The sequence below is a fragment of the Terriglobales bacterium genome (assembly GCA_035567895.1).
Classification (GTDB): Bacteria; Acidobacteriota; Terriglobia; order Terriglobales; family Acidobacteriaceae; genus Gp1-AA112.
In genome coordinates this window covers 26,600-53,120 of the sequence record DATMPC010000070.1, presented here as the reverse complement: position 1 = coordinate 53,120, position 26,521 = coordinate 26,600, and the positions used below count along the sequence as shown (strand labels likewise).

Below are 26,521 nucleotides of genomic sequence, written 5' to 3'. Positions count from 1 at the left end.
ATGACTAAAGAAGAAGTCATTCGCAAACATAAGCAGTACTTGTTCCCTTCGATCACCACTTACTTTTCCGAGCCATTAGTCACAGATCATGCAAGCATGCAGTATCTCTGGGATGCCGATGGCAACAAGTATTTGGACTTCTTCGGCGGCATTGTGACCATCTCAGTCGGGCACACGAATCCGCGAGTCACTTCGAAGGTGAAGGCGCAGATCGACAAGCTGCAGCACGCTTCCACGCTCTTTCCCAACGAAGCCGTTGTCGCGCTTGCCGAGAAGATTGCCCAGATCACTCCAGGCGAGATTTCCCAGAGCTTTTTCTCGAACAGCGGCACTGAGGCGAACGAGACCGCAATCCAAATCGCGCGCATGTACACCGGGAACTTCGAAGTCGTAGCATTGCGTCATGGCTACAGCGGGCGCTCGCAGCTCGCGCAGTCGCTTACTGGTCATGGTACTTGGCGCAGGTCATTGCCGGTTTCCAATCCTGGCGTAGTTCACGCGTTGAATCCGTACTGTTACCGCTGTCCCTTCGGCATGAAGCCGACTGAATGTGGGATCGAGTGTGCGAAAGACGTAGAAGCGGTGATCCAGACCACTACGTCAGGCCAGATCGCAGCATTCATCGCAGAACCGATTCAGGGCGTCGGCGGCTTCATCACTCCACCGAAGGAGTATTTCAAGATCGTCTTCAACATCGTGAAGCAGTACGGTGGGCTATTCATCTCTGACGAAGTCCAAACCGGATGGGGACGCACAGGCAAGAAATGGTTCGGCATCGAGCAGTGGGAGGTCTATCCCGACATCATTAGCTCGGCGAAGGGCCTGGCAAATGGCATGCCGGTTGGACTCACAGCCACGAAACCAGAGATCGCAGGCAGCTTTAAAGGACTGCAGATCTCCACGTTCGGCGGTAATCCCGTGACTAGCGTCGCGGCCAAAGCAACCATTGATCTCATTGAAGAAGACCGCCTTATGGACAACGCCGAAGTCGTCGGCAACTACTTCCGGCAGGGACTCCAGAGCTTGCAGGACAAACACGATCTCATCGGCGACGTTCGCGGCATGGGACTGATGCAAGCGCTAGAGTTCGTGAAGGATCGCAAGACCAAAGAGGTTGCTCCACAGGAGACGACGCAGTTTATGGAAGAATGCCGCAGTCGCGGCCTGCTCGTCGGAAAGGGCGGACTCTACGGAAATGTGATCCGCATGTCACCGCCACTGAACATAGCGAAGAGCGACGTGGATGAAGCGATCAAAATCATGGATGAAGCACTCAGCGCGGTCCGTCAGCCCGCCGTGGCAGCAGCGAGGTAGGCCCTAACCAATCCCATGAGCACGGTCGCCCACGAGAGCACAACGCGCAGCCGAATCGAAGCGAGCCCTCTTTACAATCACGACCTTGCGCCTGTCGACGCTGCTCACCGAACTTGGAGCACGTACAACTATGCTGCTCTCTGGGTCTCGATGTCTGTCAATATCCTGACCTACATGCTCGCCGCAAGCCTCATTCAGGGCGGCATGGGCTGGAAGCAGGCTGTCCTGACGGTGTTTCTCGGCAACACCATCGTGCTCGCCCCGATGCTGCTGAACTCCCACCCGGGAGCGAAATATGGCATTCCCTTTCCGGTACTGGCGCGCGCGTCATTTGGGCTTCTGGGTGCGAATGTTGCGGCTGTGCTACGCGCTCTGGTTGCGTGCGGATGGTTCGGGATTCAAAGCTGGATCGGCGGCGAAGCGATCAACACGCTTTTGGCGACGCTATGGCCGTCGTGGGCAAACAATCCCCGCGGCGTGGCGATCTGTTTCGTCATCTTCTGGGGCATCAACTTGATCGTCGTGCTCAAAGGAATTGAGTACATCCGATTCCTGCAGGGCGTAAGCGCCCCGATCCTGCTCGGCGTCGGATTACTGCTGCTTGGATGGGCCTATAAGTCGGCTGGCGGATTCGGTCCCATGCTCTCGGCGCCATCAAAGTTTCAGAGCACTTCAGATTTTCTTAAGTTCCTGATTCCTGCTTTGAACGGCACGGTTGGATTCTGGTCGACGGTCTCGCTCAATATTCCCGACTTCACCCGCTTTGCTCGCGATCAGCGCGGGCAGCTGATTGGCCAGGCGATTGCCCTGCCGACGACTATGACGCTGTATTCGTTCATAGGCGTGGCGGTCACCTCGGCGACGGTCATAATCTACGGGTCGGCGATCTGGGATCCGGTTCAATTGCTGAGCCGTTTCCATTCACCAGTTGCGGTAGTGATCTCGTTGCTCGCGATTTTGTTGGCGACGCTCAATGTCAACATCGGGGCCAACGTAGTCTCTCCCGCAAACGATTTCTCCAATCTCTGGCCCAAGCGCATTTCATTCAAACTCGGCGGCGTGATTACCTGCTTGATGGGCGTGGCCATGATGCCCTGGAAGCTCCTTGCCAATCACCGCACCTTCATCTTTGGGTGGCTCGGTGGCTACGCGGCTGTGCTTGGTCCCGTTGCGGGAATCATGATCTGTGACTACTTCATTATTCGCCGCAAACAGCTCCGGGTTGACGACCTTTACCTGCGCGGCTCTGGGTATGAGTATTCCCGGGGATTCAACTGGCGAGCGATTGGGGCGTTGATCGCAGGGAGCGGTGTGGCTTTGATTGGTCTGGTAATTCCGTCCGTACGCTTCCTGTATGACTATTCCTGGTTTGTCGGTTTCGCTGTGGCGTTCGTCGTCTACCTCGCAATAATGCCAAGAACGACTTCGCGGCTGGCAGCGCAAGAGGTTTAGGCGGTGCCTTCGCAAGCCACTGCTCCGCGTCGAGATGTCTCGCAGCTGGCTCGCGAGATCCGCCAAACACTTGCTTCGCGGCTCGAAGTCAATCGCCCTTTCTTCTCAGCGATTCTTCAAGGAAGCATTCGAAGCTCACGGCTGGCGCACAGCCCCGCTTCGCAAGTTTGCTCACGAGTATCGCAAATCACTTACTAAGAGCGCCGGGTTGAACGCTGTCGTGGAATTGGCGGATGAGCTGTTCAGGGGACCCATATCTGAAGAGAAAAACTTTGCGGTCTTTCTCCTGGAACCATCCCCGACTAAGCTTGGCGATTCGGAGTTTCGCCTGTTCGACGAATGGCTCGACCGTGTATCAAATTGGTCTGATCACGATGGACTGACAATGTACCTTCTCGGGCCCATGATGGCAGCGCTGCCGGAACGAGCGAGGTGCGTCCGCAAATGGGTTCGTTCGCGAAACCTGTGGAGACGCCGCGCTTCGGCGGTGTCGCTGATACGCGGCATTCGCCGGGGCATGTTCTGGAAAGAAGCGCAAGAGGTTGCGAAGGAACTTCTCGCAGATGAGGACATCATGGTCCAAAAAGGGCTAGGCTGGATGCTGCGGGAGGCCGCGAAACAAGATGCTACTCGAACAACGCCGTTCCTCGTTTCAATTCGGGAGCGCGCAACTCGTCTGGTCCTGCGAACTGCTTGCGAAACGCTGAATTCTACGCAAAAGAAGAGGATTCTTGCCTAGTTGAGCCACTCGTTGACGCCCTAGACTCGAACATGCAGGGCCTTCGGTTCAATCTCCCGCGGCACTTCGATTCGCTAACAAATCTTCCATGCTGCACTGGGGATTTCTGCCACGGGCTTCCTGCAATTGTCGCCAACTCATCGTCCGTCGCCCGAGATCAATTTGTTCCATCGTGATGCAGCCGGGAACTGGACAAACGAGTGCGCAGAGGTTACACCCGACGCATTCATCTTCCAAGATACGCGGGACATGTTTAGCAATCTCTCCATCGCGCAAATCTCCTCGTGGTCGCTCCGCAGCGCTGATGCACTGGTGCGCACCGTCTTCACAGGCGATATAGCAAAGATTGCAGCCGATGCAGAGCTGCGGATCGATGCGCGCGACGATCTTGTAATTCAGATCTAGATCGCCCCAATCGCGGATGCGATCGACCGACTTGCCTACAAGATCCATCACCGAGCTGAAGCCCTTGTCTTCAAGATATTGTGAGAGACCATCGATCATGTCTTCAACGATACGGAAGCCGTAGTGCATTGCCGCGGTACAGACCTGCACCGATGTTGCTCCAAGCAATATGAACTCAACGGCATCCTGCCAGTTGCCAATACCCCCAATTCCTGAAATAGGAATACCGACTTTGGGATGCTTAGCCACTGACGAAACCATATGAAGCGCGATGGGCTTGACCGATGGCCCGCAATAACCCCCGTGACTGCCATAGCCGCCGACGTTTGGACGCGGAGCGAAGCTGTCGAGGTCGACGCCAACCAGGCTGTTGAACGTGTTGACCAACGAGACCGCATCCGCGCCACCTTGCTTTGCGGCATGTGCCATGTGAGCAACGTCGGTAACGTTGGGTGTGAGCTTTACGATCACGGGAATAGTTGCGACTTCTTTCACCCACGTCGTGATCATGGTCGCGTACTCAGGTACTTGGCCGACTGCTGCGCCCATACCACGCTCGGACATGCCGTGCGGGCATCCGAAGTTCAACTCCACCAAATCTGCCCCGGAATCCTGCGCACGGCGCATGATGTCGTGCCATGTCTCGCGCTTGGATTCGACCATCAACGACGCGATGACGGTGTTCCGGGGAAAGCGTTTCTTAACGTCAGAGATCTCGCGGAAGTTGGTTTCAATCGGACGATCGCTGATGAGCTCGATGTTGTTGAGACCGATCATGCGCTCGTGTTTGTAATCGATGGAGCCGTAGCGCGACGCGGTATTAATGATGGGATCTCCGATGGTCTTCCACACGGCTCCGCCCCAGCCGGCATCGAAGGCCTTCATCACCTGGTAAGCGGTATTGGTCGGAGGTCCTGAGGCAAGCCAAAAAGGATTCGGCGAGTGGACTCCGCAGAAATAGATACTCAGATCAGGCATGTGCGACTCCTTGCTGCTGTGACGAGAGTGCCGCGTGAATGCCTCGCGCTGCGCGCTTTCCATGCGCCACGGCATCCACCACTTCGCCTCCGCCGTTTACGCAATCGCCTCCAGCGAAGTATTTGGGATTCGAGGTCTGCATCGTCTCGGGATTCACAACGACCTTGCCTCCATCCAATCTGAGTTTGGGAATGTCTTGCAGGAAGGCAAGCTTCTTCTGTCCGAGGGCCTTTACTACCATATCGACCTCGAGTGTAAATTCACTTCCCGGTATGGGACGGAATGAGCGCCTGCCCGACGAGTCTGGTGAGCCCAGTTCGGTTTTGACGCACACAAGACCTTGTGCTCTGCCTCGAGCGTCGGGGAGTACTCGCACCGGAGCGGCCTGCCAGACGAATGTCACTCCATCTGCCTTTGCCAACTCATACTCATAGTCAAATGCCGACATCTCTTCGCGACTGCGGCGATAGATCATGTACACAACTTCCGCACCGAGCCGCCGCGCAGCAGTAGCCACGTCGATCGCCGTGTTGCCGCCGCCTATCACTGCAACTCGAGTGCCTACCTGCACGTGATCGAAGCCGTTGGTCTTCGTCTTCTCGATGAATGACAGCGCATCGGCACAGCGACGGATGCTTTCCGCTTCAATGTGCAGGTCCTCGGTTTCGCCCAGCCCGATGCCGAGAAAAATCGCGTCGTACTCGCGTTCGAGTTGCTCGAGGGACACGTCGCGTCCGACGGTCACCCCGTTTCGAATATCCACGCCGAGCGCACGGATCATCTCGGTCTCGCGCACTGCGTCCTCGGCTCTCATCTTGTAAGCAGCGATTCCATAAGTATTCAGTCCGCCGGGATGAGGTTTGGAATCGAAGATCACCGCCCCGTATCCAAACCGTCGCAGTTCTGCGGCACAAGCCAGGCTCGCTGGACCGGCCCCTATCATCGCTACTCGTTGTCCGTTCTCTTTCCCAGCCTTCAGCACCTTGATTCCGCGATCGAGCACGTGATCTACGGCGTGTCGCTGCAGCCGTCCGATCTCGACCGGCTTCTTGCCCTCAGCATTCAGAACGCACGCGCCCTCGCATAGAACTGAAGTCGGACATACGCGACCACAACTATGGCCGAGCACGTTGGCCGAAAGAATGGTTCGCGCCGAGCCCACGAGATTCTGCGTAAGGATCTGGCGAATGAACTGCGGGATGTTGATTTCAGTCGGGCAAGCTTTGATGCACGGCGCGTCGTAGCAGAACAGGCAGCGCGATGCCGCTTCCAGAGCGAGCGACGGCGTAAGCGGCGGATTAATGTCTGCGAAGTTCTCTTCGAGTTGCTCTGGAGTGAGCTTGGGGCCCGTGTGCATGGATCACCCTGATCCTGTCTCAATGATAGGCTGGAAATTTTGCGAGCATAGCATAAAATCGGCGATTCCAGCTGATAGCTGTTGGCTGATAGCTACTGGCTGCTGGCAGAAGCAAAACCAACATCAAATGCTCACGCGAATTAACACGGATTAAACGGATTCACGCGGATTGTCCGCAAAACGGTTCGTGACCTCCGCTTTTTCCTTCGTGACCTTCGTGTTCGCTCTTGGCTTTGCTGTTGCTTTTTCTGGAAACTGGTAGCTTGGAGTCCAAATGTCCTTCGATGCACTCATCAAGAACGGAATTGTGGTCACCGCTACCGACACATACACGGCCGACGTAGCTATCGTCGACGGCAAGATCGATTCGATCGGCACGAACCTGCCTCAGGAGAACGCTACGCGTGTCTTCAACGCGGCAGGCAAATACGTGATGCCTGGAGGCATCGACGTTCACACGCATCTCGACATGCCCTTCGGCGGCACGACCAGCGCTGACGATTTCGAGACCGGCACTCGCGCCGCGGCCTTCGGCGGGACCACGACACTCATCGACTTCGCCATCCAATACAAAGGGCAGACACTACGCACGGCCTTCGATGCCTGGATGCACAAAGCCGCGCCCAAAGCCGTCGCCGACTATGCGTTCCACTGCATTATCACCGACCTGCCCGACGCGCGCCTCGACGAGATGTCGCAGCTCATTCGCGACGGTGTTACGAGCTTCAAGCTCTTTATGGCCTATCCGGGCGTCTTTATGCTCGACGACGCCAGCATCTTTCGCGCGATGCGCACTGCCTCAAAAACTGGCGCCATGATCTGCATGCATGCCGAGAACGGCGGCGCCATCGATGTAATCGTCAAGCAGGCGCTGGCGGAAGGGAAGACCGCGCCGAAATATCACGCGCTGACGCGTCCAACTACGGCTGAAGCCGAAGCCACGTCACGCGCCATCGCGCTTGCCGAGATGGCGGGCGCTCCCGTGTACATCGTTCATCTCAGTTGCAACGACGCGCTGGAGAAAGTCCGCGAAGCTCGCGATCGCGGATTGCCCGTCTATGCCGAGACCTGTCCGCAATACCTCTATCTCTCGCTCGAAGACATGGACGCTCCTGGGTTCGAAGGCGCCAAATACGTCTTCACTCCGCCGCTACGCGAGAAGTGGCACCAGGAAAAGCTCTGGAACGGACTCAAGAACGATCACCTGCAAGTCGTCTCCACCGATCATTGTCCGTTCTGCTTCAAGGAGCAGAAAGAGCTGGGTAAAGACGATTTCACCAAGATTCCCAACGGCGGACCTGGCATTGAGCACCGCATGAGCCTCATTTATTCCGGTGGTGTAGGGAAGAAGCGCTTCAGCGTGAACCGCTTCGTCGAACTTGTGTCAACTACGCCGGCAAAGATCTTCGGACTCTATCCGCGCAAGGGCACCATCGCCGTAGGCAGCGACGCCGATCTCGTGATCTTCGACCCAAATCGGGAACACACGATCAGCGCCAAGACTCACCACATGCGTGTGGATTACTCCATGTTCGAAGGCATCAAGGTAAAAGGCATGCCTGACATAGTCATGTCCCGCGGACGCGTGCTGGTCGAGAACGACAAATTCCACGGCAAAGCCGGCAGCGGCAATTTCCTCAAACGCGCGACTTACGCTGGAGTTTGAGCACTGCCGGGGGCCGAAAAGCAAGAGCCCACGCGGATGAACGCGGATTGAACGGATTCACGCGGATTTTTGAGAGGAATAGTGACCTCCGAAGTTTCCGTCGTGACCTTCGTGTTCGCTCTTGCTGTTGCCGTTAACTCGTCACCACCTACATGTCACGACTCTCGTCTCGGTATAGAACTTCACGCCGTCTTTGCCCAAGGCGTGCAGATCGCCGAAGAATGAGCCTTTCCAGCCTGTGAACGGAAAGATCGCTACCGGAGCAGGCACGCCGACATTGATTCCGACCATTCCCGTCTGCACCTTTGCGCTGAACTCGCGGGCGGTGTGCCCCGATTTGGTAAATATTGAGGAGGCATTGCCGTACTCCGACGCGTTCACCACGTCGACCGCTTCCTGCAGATCGCGAGCCCGCACAACCGACAGCACCGGACCAAAGATCTCCTCACGTGCAATCCGCATCGAAGGCTTCACGTTGTCGAAGATGGTCGGACCAACGAAGTATCCGTCGTTATCGCAGCAAGTATCCTTGCGTCCATCCCGGGCCAGCTTCGCGCCTTCCTGCTCGCCCACGTCGATATAGTTGAGAATGCGCTTCTTGGCCTCGCTATTGATGATCGGTCCCATAACGGTACTGCGATCCGAGCCATCGCCGACCTTCATCTCGTCGGCAGCCTTTTTCAGCGCCGCCAACAGTGGATCGGCCGCATCGCCCACCGCCACTACCACACTAGTCGCCACACAGCGCTCGCCCGCGCATCCAAACGACGAGGACATGATCGTGCTCGCCGAGTGGTTCATATCCGCGTCCGGCATCACGACAGAGTGGTTCTTCGCGCCGCCCAGCGCCTGCGCGCGCTTGCCGTTCGCACACGCAGTTGCGTAGATGTACTTCGCTACCGCGCTCGATCCTACAAACGAAACCGCCTTCACCCGTGGATCGGTCAATAGCTGATCGACCACCGGCTTGGTTCCATGCACCAGGTTCATCACTCCAGTCGGCAGTCCAGCCTCGTACACGAGCTCCAGCAGACGCACGGACGATCGCGGCACGCGCTCCGAAGGCTTCAGCACGAAGGTATTACCGCAGGCGATGGCTACCGGAAACATCCACAGCGGTACCATTAAGGGAAAGTTAAACGGCGTGATGCCCACGCATACGCCCAGCGGATGCCGCGTCGACCAGCCATCCACGTCGGCGCCAACGTGCTCGACGGTTTCGCCCATCATCAGGCTGGAAACGCCGCAGGCAAACTCCACGCACTCCAGGCCCCGCTGGAACGATCCGCGAGCCTCCTCGCGCACCTTGCCGTTTTCCTCGGTTACAAGCGCGATCAGCTCATCGGCATGCTTCTCCATCAGTTGATGGAAGTGGAAGAGCACGCGGCAGCGGTTCATCACCGGCGTAGCGCTCCACGCGGGAAATGCCGCCTGCGCCGAAGCAATCGCGGCCGCGACCTCATCGTGCGAGCAAATAGGGATCTCAGCCACAGGCTCGCCCGTCGCCGGATTGTGCTGGATGAAAACCTCGCCGCGCGAAATCTGCGGGCGCCCATTGATGTAGATCGGACACGGCTTAAGCTGCGTAGCGATAGCGCTGCTGGACATAGGAAGACCTCGTTGAGTTTCGTCGAGCTAACAAATGTTAGGACGGATATGGCAGGGAAGCAAACCCAAAGGAATCGGGTGATCGGGCGATCGGCTCATCGGGTGAAGTGAACAGCCGAAACCATAAAAGACATACTTCGTGACCTTTGTCGTTTCCTTCGCGACCTTAGTGTTCGCCGTTTGCGTTCACTTCACCCGATCAGGGGGAACCCCGGAAATGGGACCCCGGTTTCTACTAGCTAATTGCTGCTGATTTCCGATTCACTGTTAATTCACTGATCAGGAGACTAACAACGAATTAACAGTGAATTTATCAGTGAAAATAACAGTGAATTTCTTCCGCTGCATAAAACCCGCATAAACACTGGGGGTAGCGGAGAGGGGCAGTGAATTAACAGTGAAATTGCAGTGAATGCCAGGATTCGTGAAGCATAGGACCGTCATCGTTCTGCGCCTCCCTTTCTTGTAAGCGGAGCCAAGCTGCGAAGCTCCGGACGACGAAGCTGCGAAGCGATTGTCGATCTCCTCTTCGGTGGTACCCCGACTCGCAGGACCGAGTCAAGGTTCTTACCGTCGCTCGCTGTGGAAATCAGTTTTTGACGTAAGGACCGGCCACCTCATCAACGGCAAACAGCCAGAACCACACCCAGGATCCCATTCGACTACCCCTTCGAAAGCCTCAGGGTTTCGCGCTTTGCGCCCAAGCTAAAAGGCAGGGCAGGCTCTTCGGCAGGCTCAGGACGTCATCGGGTGAAGTGAACAGCCAACACGGAAAAGCAGCAGTCGGCAATTAGCGATTAGGCAACCGCAAACAGCCAACAGCAGATCCCTCGCGCAACACCGCGCTTCGGGATGACAGACCGGAGAGACGGCAATCAGCTCCAGCAAAGGCAACAGCAGAGAAGCGCATCAGCTCACGATTCTTTGCCTCCCGCCGAGTTCAACAGGCATCACAGGACAGAACTGGCCGCACCTCGAAGGGAGAGTAGATCTTATGAAGAATTTCACTGTCGCAATTCTTTTCTGCATGCTCATGGCGTTGGGTGCCTTTGGCCATCAGGGCTCCATGCAGCAACCCGCGCAGACGCCGCAAACACCAGGGGCAGCGGAGCAAAATCCGCAGCGTCCGGGAGCGACGCCTCCGTCCGTATCACCTCAATCGCAGCCTGGAACGGTGCAGAGTCCTGAGGCGCAGACGCCGCAGACTGAGCCTTCGCAGGCGCCGGCGATGCACTCCGGTACTCCAGGCGTCGATGAGCAAGTGAGCGCGCTCACGGCGGCGCTGAACCTTACCCCCGACCAGCAGGCGAAGGTCAAGACCATTTTGGAAGACCAGCATCAGCAAGCAGTGGGCGTAGTAAACGACAGCTCGCTCCCGCGCGACGCAAAGTTGCAGAAGAAAAACGACCGCGCTCACCAGAGTGAACAGCCGCAGCCGCAGCCGCAGCCGCAGAACAACACTCCTGCGCCGAAGTAAAGACAGCCGCTAAGCTCCTGAGCTTCTAAGCTGCGAAGCTTGAAGAGCCAGCGCAAAACACCGGCTCCTTTGATTTCCGTTGTCGAAGGCCTCAGGGTTTCGCGCTTCGCAGCCCCAGCCAGCGCTAAAGCGCAATTCTTTGACTGCTCGTCGTTGTCGCAAGGCTTGAAAGCCTTGTTCCCCGACTCAAAGTCGGGGGCTTCCACCTAAATTCACCTGCAACACCAGCGCGGTTCGGGGTCCCCGCTCAGGATGGGGCAGCGGAAAGGGAGGACGTCACAGAGAATTGGATTGCAACAGCTTTCGCTAATTGGCTTATCGCTCATCGGCTGTGAAGGCGTCCTGTATAGTCCAGAGATTCTCTCATCAGGAGCCACACACCTTGCGAACGTTTTTCAGACTTGTTGTCTCTATCGCGGTTGTACTTCTTCTGACCACGGCATTGTCGGCAGCAGAGGCGGCAGACAATCCGATCTCCTCGCGCGCGGCCGACGTTGACGGCGTTTCAATTCACTACATGATGGCGGGCCAGGGTCCGGCGGTGGTTTTGCTGCATGGATTTGCTGAGACTTCGCTGATGTGGAAGCCGGTTATTCCAGCGCTCGCGCGGGGGTTTACGGTGATTGCGCCGGACCTGCCGGGGATTGGCGACTCTGCCATTCCCAAAGACGGACTGGATATGAAGTCGGCTGCGGTGCGCATGCATGCGCTGGTGCGGTCGCTGGGCTTTGAGAAGGCGGAAGTCGTGGGCCACGACATTGGGCTGATGGTTGCCTATGCCTATGCTGCACAGTTCCCCGCGGAAGTGACAAAGCTGGTGGTGATGGATGCCTTCCTGCCTGGCGTTGGCGGTTGGGAGGAGGTCTACAACAATCCGGCGATTTGGCATTTTCGCTTCAACGGTCCGACGCCCGAGGCGCTGGTGCAGGGACGCGAACGCACCTACTTCGAATATTTCTGGAATGATCTGGCGGCGAACAAGACGCGTTCGATTCCCGAATCGGACCGGCGGGCATATGCGGCGGTCTATTCGCGTCCGGGACGGATGCGGGCGGCGTGGGCGTATTTCGTGTCGTTCCAGCAGGCGGCGAAGGATTTTGCTGAACTCTCGCAGACTAAGCTAACAATGCCGGTGCTGGCCATCGGTGGAGAGAAGTCGCTGGGAGAGGTGCTGGCCAACCAGATGAAATTAGTTGCAACGGACGTGAGCGCTGTGGTGCTGAATGACACCGGTCATTGGGTGCTCGAGGAGAATCCGAAGGAGACGACGACGGCGTTGCAGAACTTTTTGTGAGCGAGCTACTAAGCTGCTGGAGCTTCTGTCTAAGTCAGTACGCGCGTTAGTCCTGAGTCAACGCAACACCCGCGCTAGGGCGCGCGATGGTCCAGAAAACCAAACGGCGGATTTCATCACTTGATGAAATCCGCCTTGTTGTTTGACCTTGAACGCACCCACCGGCTACCGCCGGCGGTACTGCCTCACCCAGCGGCTACCGCCGCCGGTACTTCTACCGCCGGCTACTGCGGTTGGGCTGCGGCAGTGGCTCCTGAGGACGACGAGGATGTTGCTCTCGCGCTGGTGCGCTCGGCGATTATGTGCCTCGCGTTGTCGGCAAGTTCTCGGGCCTGGGGCAGAAGCTCCAGGGCCTTGAGGATCTGGGGATCTGTCTCTGCCTGCACCTTCAGGCCTTCCTGCTGTCCAAACTCGGAGACGAACAATTCTGCCTTGATGTGCGATGCAATCCAGTCCTGCACGCCGACCAGGTCGGCTTCGGTGTAGGCGATCTTCTCACCGTCGAGGTACTTGCGGAATTCCTGGAGGACGGCGTCGTTCACCTGGAAGTCTTTCCCGACATGGCGATTGAACAAGTAGTGCTTGGCGAAGTTGAAGAACGCGTAGTGCTGCAGGAGTTCGTCCTGGAAGCGGTTCGGCTTCGGCTGCGGAAACTTCACGTCGGGCGTGATGCCGCCGCCGCCGTAGACGGTGCGTCCGCTGTCGGTGAGCTTGATTTCCTTGCCGACGTTGGAGTTCGTCTGGTCGTCGTGGTTGTAGTAGTAGTCGTAGAGCGAGACGCCGTTGTACTCGCGCTGAATCAGGCGTCCGCTGGGCGTGTAGTACTTGGCGGTGGTTAACGCCAGGCCGGTGTTCTCGCCTAACGGATAGACGGTCTGGACCAGTCCTTTGCCAAAAGTGCTCTCGCCTACTACGAGTCCGCGATCGTGGTCCTGGATGGCTCCGCTGACGATCTCAGCGGCTGACGCTGTGCCACGATTTACCAGCACGACCAGCGGATAGTCCTTGCCGCCGTTGCCGTGGGCGGCGCGATAGATCTTCTCAGGCGAATTACGTCCGTGATGCGAGACGATAACTTGTCCTTTGTGCAGGAACTTGTCGGCGACGCCAACGCCCTCGCTGAGGAGTCCGCCGGGGTTCTGGCGCAGGTCGAGGATCAGGCCTTTAAGTTCACCCTGCTGCTGGAACTTCTCGAGTCCCTGGGCAACTTCGTGCTCGGTGGTCTCGGTGAATCCGTTGACGTGCATGTAGCCGATGCCCGGACGGATCTCAAATGCGAGATCGACGCTGTAGCGGGGAATTTCGTCGCGCACTACCGTGAATTCGATCGGCTTGTCGGCGCCTTCGCGAATGATGGTGATGTGGACTGTGGTCCCTTTCTGGCCTTTGAGCAGATCGGCAACTTCGCTGGTGGTCATATTGTCGGTGGGCTTGCCATCGACGGCAGCGATTACGTCACCGGGGCGAATCCCAGCCTTGTAAGCCGGCGTGCCCACGAAGGGCGCGATCACGATGACTTTGTTGTTGCGCGGTCCGACTGACATTCCGACGCCGTAGTACTTGCCACGCTGATCCTCGCGGAGAAGCGCGTACTGCTTGGGGTCGAAGAAGTTCGAGTGCGGATCGAGAACGCGCAGCATTCCGGGGATGGCGCCGTTGTAAATCGCCTTGTCGGGATTCACCGGCTCCGCGTAGTTCTTCTCTACGACGTCGTAAATCTGGGTGAATTCCTTGATGTTGTCGCGGATTTCACCGTCAGACGAACCCTCTGCAGCCGAGCTGCGCTGTCCGAATACGGCACCCATGCAGCCGCACAGAAGGAGAATTGAGAGAACCAAGAAGAGAGAGCGACGGGAGCTACTCACCATGCTGTTTGGACGTCCTTACGCACCGGACGGTTATCAGGGCCGCTGCAACTCTCCTGGGGATAAAAGAGGTCTGCGGGATGAAAATCGGCCGGAAACCAGTATTTCGGTTGAGTATAGCATCGGTTTTCCGAGCTGCTAAGCACGAAAATCCGACAATTCAATGACTTCAGTTCTTTTTGATGCCATTGGGGTGCTCTTGGATACGAGAATCGGGTGATCGGGCCATCGGGTGATCGGGTGAAGTAAAAACAACGGGTTTTCGGTTGTTGGCCTCGGCTTCGGCCTGTAATACCAGGCGTCGGGCAGAGGGAAAGTTCGTGTCTTGCTTCACCCGATTACCCGATCGCCCGATTCCCCGATCACCCGATTCCCCTGATTGCCGCATCTCTGGGCATCGCCGTATGATGGAGACTTATGAACCTTGGTTTTCCTGAGATGATGTTTATCTTTGTGCTGGCTCTCATACTGTTTGGGCCAAAGAAGTTGCCGGAGATTGGCCGGCAAATCGGTAAGGGGTTGGCCGAATTCAAGCGGGCCAGCCGCGAGTTCCAGTCGCAAATCGAGGACGAGGTACGCAAGCTCGAGTTGGAAACGGATTTGAAAAACACCATCGACCCCCCAGTGTCCCTTTCCAACACCGTCGAATCGCAGCCTCCGGCGCTGACTGTGGGTTCCTCCGCGCCAGCCGCTGAACCCACCGTTGCCCCTGCCTCAACGTCAGAGATTGCTGCCGCTGCCTCAGAGCCGGACTACACCGTGACGCACTCGTCTTCCTCTGACAAGGCGGGGTCCTACAGACCTGATTCGGCAGGAAATGCCTAAAGACCTCGGAGACCTCACCGAACGAGCTCGTGAAGAGGTAACTAGCCGGGTGGAACTACCCGGCATGTCGCTTCTCGAGCACCTGGAAGAGCTGCGCAAGAGAATTATCTATTCGGCATTGGCGATCTTCGCGGGCTTCTGCGTTTGTTACTGGTATCACGAACAGATCTACGAGCTGATGCAGCGTCCGATCACCTTCGCTCTCAGGAACAACCATCTCGACACCCAGCTCGTATTCACGAACCCCACCGATCCGTTCAACATGTATCTGAAGATGGCGCTGATTGGCGGCATCTTTGTGGCTTCTCCCGCCGTTTTGTATCAAGTGTGGCTCTTCATTTCGCCGGGACTCTACAAACACGAACAGCGCTACGTAGTGCCATTTATGGTCGCCACCGTTGGATTGTTCATCGCTGGTGGCTTCTTCGCGTACAAAATGGCGTTTCCAGCCGCACTCAATTTCCTGATCGGATACAGCTCGCAGTTCAAGCCCATGATCACGATTGGGGAGTACACCGACCTGTTTCTTACACTGATCGTCGGGATGGGCATCGTTTTTGAACTGCCCATCCTCGTGTTTTTTCTAGCACTCATGGGAGTCGTTACTGCCGGATGGTTGTGGCGGAATTTGCGCTATTCGATCCTGATTATTTTTACGATTGCGGCGATTGTGACTCCCACGACTGATATTACGAACATGTGTTTGTTTGCCGCGCCCATGATTGCGCTGTATCTCATAAGTATCGGCGTGGCGTATCTTGTGCATCCCAGTCGGCGTAAGGCTCGCGCGAAGGGGTAGGTTTTCCGCCGAAGGCCGAAGCAAGCCAGAACACGGACTGAACGGATTTAACGGATCGGACGGATAACCTTTGAGATGTAGTCCTCAGTTGTGCGGGCCGTGGAAGAAAGAATGAGATTGCTTGCATTTTGCCTGATGTTCATTTTGGGAAGCGTTTTGCTGTCCTGCAAGAACGCTAAGAGCGACACGTCGCCTCCGGCGTCCGGAGCTGCCCAGAACGAAACGCAGGCCGATCCGCGCTCCACCGAAATCGGTCTCTCGCAACCGCAGATCGATGCTGCGATGAATCAGGCGCTCAAGATCGATCCTCAGCGTTGTTGGGGATATATAAAGCAGTTTGTCGCAATCGGCTCGCGGCCTCTGGGCAGTGCTGGCCACAAGAGGGCCGAGGATTTCATTCACGCGCACCTGAAAGGCGATCAGGTCGAAGATGACGCCTTCAGCCAGAGCACTCCTCAGGGAAGTTTTCCGGTTCGGAACATCATCGCCAAATATCCAGGCAAGAAACCAGGCATCGTCGTCTTTGCCTCGCACTACGAAACTAATATCTGGCTGCCGAAGACTTACGTTGGCGCGAATGATGGAGGATCCTCCACCGGCTTGCTGCTCGAATTTGCCAGCTTGTTTCGCGAGAAGGTGAAGAATGGGCCGATGGATGGCCACACCGTCTGGCTCGTGTTTACCGATGGCGAGGAGGCGATGCAGCGCGATTGGTCGAGCGACAGCCTCTACGGCAGCAAGCACCTTGCCGAAAAGTGGCAACAGGACGGAACCAGCAAGCAGATCAAAGCTCTGCTTCTGGCAGACATGATCGGGGATGCCGACCTGAACATCGATCAGGATGCGAACTCGTCAGTACGCTTGCAAATGATTGCCTTTGCGGCAGCCAGCCATTACGGATATCAGTCGCACTTCTACGGGCGTCAAACCGCGATCGAAGACGATCACCTCCCGTTCCGAAACGTCGGGATTCCCGTAATGGACTTCATCGACCTTGATTATGGTTACAACAACTCTTTTCATCACACGCCTGAAGATACGCTTGACAAATTGAGTCCCAAGAGCCTGGAAATTTCGGGAAACGCGATGCTGGGGACGCTCGCATTGCTGAATGCTGGGGCAAAGTAGTCACACACTTCCTGGCAGATCCCACGACGCTTGCTCTACGGAACGCCAATATCCTCGTTCCAAAGATCAGGATGTCGTGCGATGAAGCTGCGCATCATCTCGACACATTCCGAGTCGTCAAGCACCTTGATTGCGACTCCGGCCTGCGTAAACAGGTGTTCAGCCCCAAGAAAATTGCGATTTTCGCCGATGATGACCGTCGGGATGCGGAACAGCAGCGATGTTCCTGTACACATAACGCATGGGCTGAGCGTGCTGACCAGAGTGAGTTGAGGCCAATCTCGCCGCCGTCCTGCATTGCGGATACAGACGACTTCCGCGTGTGCGGTGGGATCGCCACTCTGAACGCGCAGATTGTGGCCGCGCGCGATCACGCTTCCAGTGCCATTGGCAAGGACCGAACCGATGGGCAATCCGCCTTCACTTAGGCCGAGCCTGGCTTCGTGAAGTGCCTCCCGCAGCAGGCGTTGATGAAGATCGCTACTCTGCATCCCCAGCAGCTTACGGATGATGCTGGAAATAATCTAGGCGGCCTGTTCTAAAACTATGCTGGAGCTTCAACTAGCTCGCCTAATTCGCTGTAATCGTGGTCATTCTTTTGATGGGTATTTCCGCAACGAGTGTAGGAACAAGTCTGGATTGGATATCAGTGTTGAATGGCGCCGTGATCGCCGGCGGCAACCTAGTCGCAGTGAAGGCGTACTTCGAAGACTTTGGGTAACAGGTCCTGGTCGCCCCGGACAAAGCTGCGGACCAGCTCCGTGCGTGAGAAGTGTCCCAAGCTCAGCAGGCGAATACATTCGTCGGTGGCGCACGTTTCCCACGACGAGCGACGAGACCAAGGGAAACAGCTTGCTTCGACGGCCCTGAGCGGCAGCCCCTCGCTCAGTCCGGCCTCGATCTGCTGCTGGAGCCATCGCATGTACTCCAATTTCTCGAGAATGGCCGCTTTCGGATCCTGGCGAATCACAACTCCGGGGAAATCTGGTACATCGCGGCGCATGGTGTGGATATGACCGTGACCTTCAACGAGTATCTCGACCTCAAGTTCCGATAGTTGCTCAAGTGTCGCCAGCCATTTTCGACTATCAACATCCGGGTTCGGTGTTGCGAAATACGTGCCCATGAAGGCGTCTCCGGCAAGCAGCAACTTTTCGGCTGGATCGTACAGCACGATGTGATCGTCAGAGTGTCCAGGTGCAGCGATAACTTCGAGTTCTCCGTTTTGAGTCTTAAGCTTGCCCTCGAGGAGTTGAAACGGATGCTTAAGATCAGGCGGTTGACCTATGATCGCGGCTCGTACCCAAGGCAGTTTCTTGAAGGGCATCAGAAACTTTGCCGTCAGCGATGAAACGTACAGGGGAGCACCTACCACATCAGATAACCAATTCAGGTTTCCAACGTGCTCTTCGTGAGCATGAGTAGCGACAACTGCAAGGACCGGAGAGCGCAATTTCGCGATGTGTCTCTTGAGGGAACTCCGCATCTTTGGAGATCCAGGATCAATTGCCGCTCCATCGTAGATGATTGCCGTGAATAGCTCCCCAAATAGCAGCGGGACGGCATTGGGCAGGAATCCGTTCAGGATCAGAACGATGAGCTTGCCATCTAGAATTTCGATTCTCTTTTGACGGGTACGGAGGAATGTGGCGATTCTTTCAAGCGCGCTCGACAATCCTGCCCAGCAGACGAGCGGCAAGCGCAGCAGGAAGCCCAAGGTGTAACAGGACCAGAACGGTGTTAACTTCGCCTGATTCCGTACCCTCTCTGGCTTCGCGACGCGACACGCTCCTCCTCGACATTTGCTAAGCGTGTACCTGTTTCGGGCAACAAATCCGTAGGCGAGGTCACCGAACCAACGAAGCCCTATCAGTTGTCCCAGGACGCCGATAAGCCGTGTAGAAGGAAATAGTCTAGCTAACCGACAGACAGCTCCCCAGCCAATTTGAACCGTCCCATCTGGCTCGAGAACGTGCAGTTGCCGCAGGCACTCTTCCAAAGGTAGCCCGCAGTCGGTGACCGAGGTTTCGGTTATTGGCTGCGGATCGATCTGGGCCTTGCTATCAAGGACCCTCAACCAGGAAACGCCAGCCTGGCAGACCTCACACTGCTCGTCATAAAAAACCTTGAACCTGGCTGGCTCGACAGTGGAGCAAGATTGACAAGATTGAGTAACGGTCTCCGTGGCCGACTGCGTGATCATGGGCTCAGTGTAAGCGGAAGGCTTTGGCATCTCGCAGAGGAAGTTTCCTTCCTGAGAATACTGTTCCCATTCCACAGACGTTCGGTTCTACTCTTTTTGCCTCGCGAACAAGTGATTAATCGGGCCGGCTCCCTTCCCAATGTCATAGGCTTCCCGCAAAGCTGAGGCGACGTAATTCCTCGCGTGTAACACCGCCTCTTTCAAGGATTCACCGATCGCGAGATTGCATGCGATCGCAGTAGAGTAGGCACAGCCGGTTCCGTGAGTATTTTTCGTGTCAACCTTCTCGTGCCGAAACCAGTACAACACCGGCTCTCCGGAGGAACCTACGGCCAACAAGTCGGCAGGCTGGGCCAAATGCCCGCCCTTTATAGCGATGTTCTTGGCACCCAACTTCCCTAGCTCCCGAGAGGCCAGCTCCATACCTGCCTCGTCCACGACGCGCGATCCCGTTAAAACGGAGGCTTCCTGAAGATTGGGGGTGACGACATCCACCATTCCCAGGAGCTCGTCGCGCAGGATTCGCACTCCGGCTTGGTCAAGCAACTCGGCTCCCGAAGACGATCGCAACACCGGATCTAAGACGACATTGGGCAGAGGATTCACCCTCAGGAACTCGGCAACTTCTGCCGCAACTGCCCCCGAGCCGAGCATTCCAATCTTGATGGCAGCGGGCGGCGTGTCCTCAATGAGGCTTTCCAAAGTCTCCCGGACGAGCTTCGGCCGCAGGGCTTCAGATCGAAATACCCCCTGCGTCGTTTGAACAGTCAGAGCCGTGATGCACGACACCCCGTACAAACCATGAGCCGCAATGGTCTTGAGGTCGGCGGTAATCCCGGCGCCTGACGAAGGGTCAAAGCCCGCTATGACGAGAATCAGCTTGGGAGAGGCTTGTGGCATTGGCTCTAAGCCATTAGAAATAAACAGGTTGATTGAATTTAGTCAAAGGACTGCAGCGCGGACAACCGATCTACGCGCGCAATCCTCTAATTTTCTGCGCCCTCCCCAAATTCTGGCCTAGATTTCGGCTCATAACCGAGGCGGAAAAGCAACAGTTATTTTAAGCTCAAAAAATAAAAAGTTAGAACAGGTGCTTTGTTTTCTTATAATTAATGGGTACGACCTTAGGGACAATAGAGCCGAACGCTAAGTTGAAACGCATACACAAATTCGTGTTGAACGCTGTCGCTCTTGGGGCATTGGTCTCAGGATCTATGGCTGCGTCGGCACCGACAGGTGGCGACCATCCGGTCATTGTCCAGTCGGCACTGCGCGCTACGCAAAAGCCAGCCGTCACGAAATCCTCGAAGCCGCTCGCCATCGGTAAGGCCTCCTGGTACGGGAAATACTTCGACGGCAAGCCGACCGCCAGCGGAGAGCCCTACGACATGTACGAGCTTACCGCCGCACATCGTACCTTGCCATTAGGAAGCTGGGTGAAGGTGACGAATCTTCGCAACCGTCGGTGGGTTCTGGTCCGGATCAACGACCGCGGCCCGGTGCCTCTCGAACGGATCATCGACCTTTCCTACAGCGCCGCCCGCATACTTAGGATGAGCGGGCAGGGCATCGCCAAAGTTCGTCTGGACCTGGTGAGAGCGCCCGAACAGACCTCCGACATGGCCATGCTCACCCCGCCCCGCTAGTCGCGAAACAAGGCTTCTAGGCAGCAAACCTGTCCTGATAATTCCCTCCACAAGTCTCCCTGCTGATTTTCGGGTTAGAATCGCCTCGTGGCATCGCCGAAAGACCGCCTAATCGTAGCCTTGGATGTGCCCACCGCCGTCGAGGCCCAGGAAATCATTTACGAGTTGGCCGATTCGGTCGCGTTTTACAAAGTCGGCCTTCAGTTGTTCACGGCGGAGGGTCCCAGGATTGTCTCGGAGCTTGTGAATTCTGGCCGGAAGGTCTTCCTCGACCTCAAACTGCACGACATCCCGAACACGGTTGCCGGGGCTGTGAAGGCTGCCTCTGAACTTGGAGTTCACATGCTCACGGTTCATGCGGCTGGCGGAAGCAGAATGCTGAAAGAGGCGGTGGAAGCTGCCAGGAATGAGCCAACAGCCCCGATGGTTTTAGCTGTGACCGTGCTGACCAGCTTCTCCCAGTCCGACCTTGAGGAATCCGGCGTGAAAACGGAGATAAGCCATCAAGTTCGACATTTGGCGGCCTTGGCCAAAGCTGCCGGCTGCGACGGTGTTGTTACCTCTCCGCACGAAGCGCAGGCATTGCGTTCAGCACTAGGTGGCGAAATGGCAATCGTAACTCCTGGAATCCGCCCAGCAGGAGCTGACGCTGAGGACCAATCGCGGATATCTACCCCAGCGGCCGCAATTCGTGCTGGAGCTTCGCACCTGGTGGTCGGTCGGCCGATCATCGCAGCCAAAAATCGATTGCATGCTGCAAAGGCGATTATCGGCGAAATCGCAACCTCTTTGCCGGAGTCAGAAATGGAAATGGCCGGCAAAAAGCCGGCCTGAATCCATCCTAAAACTCGTTTTACAACTTTTCGTAAAACTCACAGGCCGAACACGAGATAAACACCCCGCCGCTTACGCCACGCTCACGGTCTTTCACCCGCTTTACGATGCGGGTCGGCTTGCCGCATTTGGGGCAGTCGGTACTTTTGGAAGTGTCCATGACCTTTTTACGGTCGGCTGTCTTGGCGATCTTTGCCATTTCTAATTAATACTCCGTGGAAGTTGATAATCCATTTTACGCGAAGAAGAAGATTTCGGCTGATGGGCGCACTGCGACCAACGTCACGTCGACAAATTTTGTGGCGGGCTTTGCCGAAAACTCGAAACTTGAAATTCGAATCGTCTTTTTTTCGGTTACCTCGGGGTCACCGGCGGAAGCTGACCCTCTCCGGGGAGCGGAGCTTCCGGAGGTTTGGTCGGCGAGGTCGTAGTTGTAGATGAAGCTGGCTTGGTTCCCCACTCCGGCTCCTGGCCAGTTGAAGTCGGAATCGGCTTGGAGCCGAGTTCGCCCGCGTTCTTTCCAATGGCTGCGCCTTTCTGGTCCTCGGCTTCCTCTCCTGGACGACGCAGTGTTGGCGCTTTGGGAGGCTTCTTAGCTTCCGCAGTCGCTGTCGTAGCAACGTCGGGCGGAGTCTGAGCCGACGCGGTCTGCGGCGCGTTTGGATCCACAATCGTCGCCGCACCGGTCACGGCGTTCACCTTCACCTCGCGAGCGGTCTTGACGATCTTTTCTCCGCCCACCTGAATGTTCTCCACTCGAACGACTTCTTCGTTCACGAATCGCACAAACTGGACGTCAGCCGGAGGCGCTCCGTAGATCCACTCCTCGTAATCAACCTCGCCGTCGGATTCACGGATTCGCTTTGGCGGACGCCCGAGCGCATCGATCACCATCTCTTTGTTCATTCCGACCAGAGCCTGGTGGTTCTCGATCGATTTCTTTAGCTTTGGAGGCAGGGTGTCGATATATGCCTGCGTTGGCGATTTCACGGTGAAGTCGATCAGCGGAGCGAGCAACTTCTTCACATCGGTTGCCGTCATCTCCGGAACATATTTGGGAAACACCAGAGCCAGCGTGCATCCGGGATTGTTGGCACCCTTTTCCTGGTGGACGGGAACCATTCCACCCCCACCGCCAACCTGTACGTGGTCGTACCAGTGTCCCTTCTTTTTGGAGCCGCCATTGATGTCGAATACGATCTGACTGTCTTTGATTACGACATCTGTGATCTGGAGCTTGTCCCCCGGTTTGGCAGCGGGCCCGTAAGTCGCAACTTGTATTGCCACAGACTGATCATCCGGGGAGACTTGGCCATTGCTCGTCAATTGCAGGCCCTTTTCACCCTTCGGAATTAATTTCTTGGCGAAGCCGAACTCTGCCTGCATTGTGCGAATTAATTCGAGTCGCGTTTGCTTGCTGACAGGAGGCTTCCCTTGAAGTTCGGGAGGCAGTTCATTCTTGGCTGCAGGAAGCTGTTTGTTGGAAGTGTCTACCGTTTTGACATCAGTGGAAGAAACAAACAGCGAGGCCATCGCCATTGCCAGGACCAATGGGATAGATCGGGACCACATCATAGGAACCTCGGAAGCATGCAAGAGCCAGAGTACGTTGAGGGTTGATGCTCCCTGCCTACGGCTTATCATTCGCCTGTTTACAGAGAAAATCAACCACTCAATGCTACGAACTTAAGATGCCTTGGGATTATTCCGAGGGGACCAAAAAGACACATCTCGCCCAGTCAAGCGGATCTAAGGCTTACTTCGACTGGTCGAGACAGTTTCTCACCGCAGGCCGCCGGCGATTACCAGGGTCTCGCCAGTAATCCATGAAGCGTCCTTGGAGGCGAAGAACACAGCGGCAGGAGCAATATCTTCCACCTGGCCAATGCGACCCAGCGGAGTTAGTGCTTCAATCTGCTTGCGGAAATCGCCTTCATTAGCACCAGCGGAGATGATGCCCTCGGTTACAACCATACCGGGATTGATCGCGTTCACACGGATCTTGCGCGGCCCCAATTCATTCGCCAAGCTTCGGGTAACAGCGTCCACTGCTCCCTTCGTGCCTGTGTAGACCGCAGTATTCGGTGGAGCAAACGAACTGACCACAGAACTGATGTTGATGATGCTGCCGCCCTCCGGCTCAAAGTACTTCGCCGCTTCTTTCGAAGTCAGGACCAGGCCGAGCACGTTCAGATCGAACTGCTTGCGGAAATGATCCACAGTCACGGCCTCGAGTGGAGAGAACTCATAGACTCCAGCGTTGTTTACGAGAATATCCAGCCGTCCATATGCCTTCTTTGTTTCCACAAAAAGTCGCTGAATATCTTTCTCCTTGGAGACATCTGCCTGCACTGCAACGGCCTTCCCGCCTTTGCTCGTGACCTCCTTTACCACACGATCAGCGCCCTCTTTGCTCGACGCGTAGTTAACAACGACCGACGCACCCTCGGCCGCGAAATATTTTGCGATGGAAGCGCCGATTCCCTTGGACGCCCCTGTTACGACTGCAACCTTGCCTGCAAGCTTTCCTGCCATGACCAGTCTCCTCTATGCTGGAATTTCATACCGCACGGTACAGATGTATCCCGGCTGTGGAAAGATTCAAACTGTACCGACGAGTACAAAATGGCGTATTATGAATTAGATATGAAGACAAAGCGACAGACCAGGACGCCGGGAAGACCGCGCGGTTTCGACGCGGATCGCGCATTGGACCTGGCCCTCCAGGTCTTCTGGCGTAAAGGTTATGAGGGAGCTTCTCTATCGGATCTGACCAGAGCGATGCGAATCAATCGCCCTAGCCTTTACGCTGCATTCGGCGACAAAGAGCATCTTTTCCGCCGCGCCCTGGATCGCTACGCGGAAGGTCCGGCCTCGTACGCTTGCGAGGCGTTGAAGGAGCCGACCGCGCGCGCTGCAGTTGAACGACTCTTGTACAGCGGCGCAGATGCGATGAGTGATCCTCGCTACCCCCGAGGATGCCTGTTTATTCAAGGGGCGCTCGCGTGCGGAGACGAAGCTGTTAGCGTAAAACGAGAGCTCAGTTCAAGGCGAGAAGCCGGAGAGCAGGCCTTATGTGAACGCCTCGAACGCGCAAAATCCGAAGGCGATTTGCCTCCGGATTCGGACCCGGTAGCACTCGCGCGTTATGTGATAACCACCGCTCAAGGAATGTCTGTTCAAGCAGCAAGCGGCGCCACCCGCGCCGAGCTACGACGAGTTGTCGATATCGCCCTGCGAGCCTGGCCCACAGAGAAGTAGGACCAAAACGCGCGAACCTAGCGCAGTTTTCAAAATCCTCACCACGCTGATAGTATGAATCTGCGGGGTGGAGCAGCCTGGTAGCTCGTTGGGCTCATAACCCAAAGGTCGGTGGTTCAAATCCACCCCCCGCAACCAATCGTTTCAAACACTTACCGCTGATTGCGAAGTTCCCGCGAGGGAAGACTAGGGAAGAATAACGAAGGGCCGAAAGGCCCTTTTGCTATTGCACCGCAGCTAATGCGGGCTTGAGCACCATCTGCACGACGTTGCTGTTCGCCTGCCGCTTTGCGTCTGACATCGTCGCTCGCCCGTACACGTTCATGGTCGTCTGAATCGACGCGTGCCGCATGAGCTCGCGTTGAATCGACATAGGCGCTCCTGCCGCGTCAAGCCAGGTTCGATACGTGTGCCGGAATGTGTGCCAGCCGATGTTTCCGCCGAGACCTGCCTTCTCTGCTGCCGGTTTGATGCGCTGTGCCGCCACGGTCTCCTGCCAGTAGGGCCGGCGCGTGTTCGGATTCGGGAAAACCCACTGCTCCGGAGTAACGAAGCAGCGTGTCTTCCAGCGCAACAATACCGCTGCAAAATCAGGATCTAGAGGTAAGTCGTCTGCCGAATATTCCGTCTTCACATTGTCGACATGGCCGTGCACGATTCCTCGTTGCACTCGAATGATCAAGCTATCGAAGTCGAAGTCACTCCATTGAAGTGCCATCACCTCCGAAACTCGGAGTCCAAGGCATTGAGCAGTTAGCACCATCGTCCGATACGGCTCCTCGATAAAACTGAGGAGTTTCCAAAACTCGTCGGATGTCAGCACTCGCGGCTGTCTTCTCCTCTTGCTGACATTACGGATTTCGACCAGTTCCATTGGATTTCTCCCGACCGGATACAATGCCCACTTCATCGCGCACTCAAACAAGCGATGCATCAGTCCCTTGATATGTCCCTTTGTCTTCGGTGCAAGCTCAAGCTGTTCAAACCAACGCTCGATTTCAAACGGTGCTCGCCCAAGCTTCTCAAGCGTGTAATCGCCTCACTTCGGTGCGATATGCACACTGAGACATGACAAATACGAGCATCGAGTCGAATAACGCTCGGGAAGCTTGTCTGATTTATATCGCTCAATCAGGCCTCCCAGAGTAATTACGGCAGTGGGGGCTAGATTGACTTCGAGACGCACAGACTCAGCTACCCTCGCAGCATGCACCTTGGTTGGGAGTTCCTCCACCGTTCCCAACCGCCGATTCACATGTCTTCGTCCACCTTCTGGATCGTCCTCGTAGTAACGAAGCACCCAAACGTCAGGACTCGACTTGCGTTGCCGGCGTTCAATTGTTCCAAATTGATACCTCAATCGCTTCACTAGAGATCTTCCCTTCTAGCTGCGGCGAACAGGTACGAGCTTTGGCACAGAGCTTACCTTCGATCGCATCCACGAGTCCAGGGAAGAAGGAAGAAAACGCCAGTGCGTGCCGATGCGGAACGCCGGGATCTCACCCGATTGCGCCATTCTGGTGATCGTTCGTGGATGAATCTTTAGAAACTGGGCAGCCTGGGCAGCTGTCCAAGGGCTTTCTAGTACTGGCGAACTTCGCCCTTCTTCGCCGTTAGCGACGAAATCAGATGGAGGGTGCTCATCTGCGGCTTGCAACTTGAATCGGAAC

24 protein-coding genes and 1 tRNA gene are annotated in these 26,521 nt (G+C 56.3%); 13 read left to right on the top strand and 12 right to left on the bottom strand.

What is annotated here, in order from left to right:
• Genes VNX88_14705 through VNX88_14695 form a run of 3 tightly spaced genes read left to right on the top strand, consistent with a single transcriptional unit; the run spans position 1 to position 3,505 of the window.
• Positions 1–1,314 (top strand): aspartate aminotransferase family protein, encoded by a 1,314-nt coding sequence (locus tag VNX88_14705; protein ID HWY69918.1) that lies wholly within the window; start codon positions 1–3, stop codon positions 1,312–1,314.
• Between the two features lie 15 nt (positions 1,315–1,329).
• Positions 1,330–2,766: an NCS1 family nucleobase:cation symporter-1 gene (locus VNX88_14700; protein HWY69917.1), complete on the top strand. Its 1,437-nt coding sequence runs from the start codon at positions 1,330–1,332 to the stop codon at positions 2,764–2,766.
• Positions 2,767–2,800: 34 nt separating this feature from the next.
• Positions 2,801–3,505 (top strand): DNA alkylation repair protein, encoded by a 705-nt coding sequence (locus VNX88_14695; protein HWY69916.1) that lies wholly within the window; start codon positions 2,801–2,803, stop codon positions 3,503–3,505.
• A 48-nt stretch (positions 3,506–3,553) separates the two neighbouring features.
• Here the strand turns inward: VNX88_14695 and preA are convergent, their stop codons facing one another.
• On the bottom strand, positions 3,554–4,888 hold the full coding sequence (gene preA / locus VNX88_14690) for an NAD-dependent dihydropyrimidine dehydrogenase subunit PreA (protein HWY69915.1): 1,335 nt from the start codon (positions 4,886–4,888) through the stop codon (positions 3,554–3,556).
• Positions 4,881–6,245: an NAD(P)-dependent oxidoreductase gene (locus VNX88_14685; protein HWY69914.1), complete on the bottom strand. Its 1,365-nt coding sequence runs from the start codon at positions 6,243–6,245 to the stop codon at positions 4,881–4,883. The genes preA and VNX88_14685 overlap by 8 nt, the downstream gene beginning before the upstream one ends.
• 274 nt (positions 6,246–6,519) lie before the next feature.
• Here VNX88_14685 and hydA point away from each other — a divergent pair, with 274 nt between their 5' ends.
• Positions 6,520–7,911: a dihydropyrimidinase gene (gene hydA, locus VNX88_14680; protein ID HWY69913.1), complete on the top strand. Its 1,392-nt coding sequence runs from the start codon at positions 6,520–6,522 to the stop codon at positions 7,909–7,911.
• Between the two features lie 141 nt (positions 7,912–8,052).
• Here hydA and VNX88_14675 read toward each other — a convergent pair whose 3' ends face one another.
• Positions 8,053–9,519, bottom strand: coding sequence for a CoA-acylating methylmalonate-semialdehyde dehydrogenase (locus VNX88_14675; protein ID HWY69912.1), 1,467 nt, complete (start codon positions 9,517–9,519; stop codon positions 8,053–8,055).
• A gap of 994 nt (positions 9,520–10,513) precedes the next feature.
• On the opposite strand from VNX88_14675, the gene VNX88_14670 reads away from it, so the two are divergent.
• Entirely contained in the window at positions 10,514–10,996 is a 483-nt protein-coding gene (locus tag VNX88_14670) for a hypothetical protein (protein HWY69911.1), read from the top strand.
• Between the two features lie 382 nt (positions 10,997–11,378).
• Positions 11,379–12,290, top strand: a complete 912-nt coding sequence (locus VNX88_14665) for an alpha/beta hydrolase (GenBank protein ID HWY69910.1) — start codon at positions 11,379–11,381, stop codon at positions 12,288–12,290.
• 224 nt (positions 12,291–12,514) lie between these two features.
• Here the strand turns inward: VNX88_14665 and VNX88_14660 are convergent, their stop codons facing one another.
• Positions 12,515–14,095 carry a S41 family peptidase gene (locus VNX88_14660; protein HWY69909.1) on the bottom strand — a complete coding sequence of 527 codons (1,581 nt, stop codon included), beginning with the start codon at positions 14,093–14,095 and terminating at the stop codon, positions 12,515–12,517.
• A gap of 477 nt (positions 14,096–14,572) precedes the next feature.
• On the opposite strand from VNX88_14660, the gene VNX88_14655 reads away from it, so the two are divergent.
• The 3 genes from VNX88_14655 to VNX88_14645 all read left to right on the top strand — a co-directional run bounded on the left by VNX88_14655 (position 14,573) and on the right by VNX88_14645 (position 16,907).
• Positions 14,573–14,980, top strand: a complete 408-nt coding sequence (locus VNX88_14655; GenBank protein ID HWY69908.1) for a TatA/E family twin arginine-targeting protein translocase — start codon at positions 14,573–14,575, stop codon at positions 14,978–14,980.
• On the top strand, positions 14,973–15,779 hold the full coding sequence (tatC, locus tag VNX88_14650) for a twin-arginine translocase subunit TatC (GenBank protein HWY69907.1): 807 nt from the start codon (positions 14,973–14,975) through the stop codon (positions 15,777–15,779). The genes VNX88_14655 and tatC overlap by 8 nt, the downstream gene beginning before the upstream one ends.
• A gap of 111 nt (positions 15,780–15,890) precedes the next feature.
• Positions 15,891–16,907, top strand: coding sequence for a M28 family peptidase (locus VNX88_14645; GenBank protein ID HWY69906.1), 1,017 nt, complete (start codon positions 15,891–15,893; stop codon positions 16,905–16,907).
• A 35-nt stretch (positions 16,908–16,942) separates the two neighbouring features.
• Here the strand turns inward: VNX88_14645 and VNX88_14640 are convergent, their stop codons facing one another.
• From VNX88_14640 to thiD, 3 genes are all read right to left on the bottom strand, one after another.
• On the bottom strand, positions 16,943–17,398 hold the full coding sequence (locus tag VNX88_14640; protein ID HWY69905.1) for a nucleoside deaminase: 456 nt from the start codon (positions 17,396–17,398) through the stop codon (positions 16,943–16,945).
• Positions 17,399–17,589: 191 nt separating this feature from the next.
• Complete coding sequence (locus VNX88_14635; GenBank protein HWY69904.1) at positions 17,590–19,140, bottom strand: MBL fold metallo-hydrolase; 1,551 nt, start codon at positions 19,138–19,140, stop codon at positions 17,590–17,592.
• A 57-nt stretch (positions 19,141–19,197) separates the two neighbouring features.
• A complete protein-coding gene (gene thiD, locus VNX88_14630) occupies positions 19,198–20,010 on the bottom strand; it encodes a bifunctional hydroxymethylpyrimidine kinase/phosphomethylpyrimidine kinase (GenBank protein HWY69903.1) in 813 nt (270 codons plus the stop codon).
• Positions 20,011–20,261: 251 nt separating this feature from the next.
• Between thiD and VNX88_14625 the strand changes: the two genes are divergently transcribed.
• Both VNX88_14625 and pyrF read left to right on the top strand, forming a co-directional pair.
• Positions 20,262–20,756, top strand: coding sequence for a septal ring lytic transglycosylase RlpA family protein (locus VNX88_14625; protein ID HWY69902.1), 495 nt, complete (start codon positions 20,262–20,264; stop codon positions 20,754–20,756).
• Positions 20,757–20,843: 87 nt separating this feature from the next.
• Positions 20,844–21,590, top strand: coding sequence for an orotidine-5'-phosphate decarboxylase (gene pyrF / locus VNX88_14620; GenBank protein ID HWY69901.1), 747 nt, complete (start codon positions 20,844–20,846; stop codon positions 21,588–21,590).
• 19 nt (positions 21,591–21,609) lie between these two features.
• On the opposite strand, the gene VNX88_14615 is transcribed toward pyrF, so the two are convergent.
• From VNX88_14615 to VNX88_14605, 3 genes are all read right to left on the bottom strand, one after another.
• The gene (locus tag VNX88_14615; GenBank protein ID HWY69900.1) at positions 21,610–21,789 is read right to left on the bottom strand and encodes a hypothetical protein; all 180 of its coding nucleotides are present in this window, start codon (positions 21,787–21,789) and stop codon (positions 21,610–21,612) included.
• Between the two features lie 155 nt (positions 21,790–21,944).
• Complete coding sequence (locus VNX88_14610; protein HWY69899.1) at positions 21,945–23,165, bottom strand: hypothetical protein; 1,221 nt, start codon at positions 23,163–23,165, stop codon at positions 21,945–21,947.
• 207 nt (positions 23,166–23,372) lie between these two features.
• Positions 23,373–24,125, bottom strand: a complete 753-nt coding sequence (locus VNX88_14605) for a glucose 1-dehydrogenase (protein HWY69898.1) — start codon at positions 24,123–24,125, stop codon at positions 23,373–23,375.
• Between the two features lie 111 nt (positions 24,126–24,236).
• On the opposite strand from VNX88_14605, the gene VNX88_14600 reads away from it, so the two are divergent.
• Together VNX88_14600 and VNX88_14595 are read left to right on the top strand one after the other, a co-directional pair.
• Complete coding sequence (locus tag VNX88_14600) at positions 24,237–24,851, top strand: TetR/AcrR family transcriptional regulator (GenBank protein ID HWY69897.1); 615 nt, start codon at positions 24,237–24,239, stop codon at positions 24,849–24,851.
• A gap of 61 nt (positions 24,852–24,912) precedes the next feature.
• A tRNA-Met gene (locus VNX88_14595) sits at positions 24,913–24,989 on the top strand.
• Positions 24,990–25,074: 85 nt separating this feature from the next.
• On the opposite strand, the gene VNX88_14590 is transcribed toward VNX88_14595, so the two are convergent.
• Positions 25,075–25,725, bottom strand: coding sequence for a site-specific integrase (locus VNX88_14590; protein ID HWY69896.1), 651 nt, complete (start codon positions 25,723–25,725; stop codon positions 25,075–25,077).
• 165 nt (positions 25,726–25,890) lie between these two features.
• A complete protein-coding gene (locus VNX88_14585; GenBank protein ID HWY69895.1) occupies positions 25,891–26,220 on the bottom strand; it encodes a hypothetical protein in 330 nt (109 codons plus the stop codon).
• Positions 26,221–26,521: the final 301 nt, after the last annotated feature.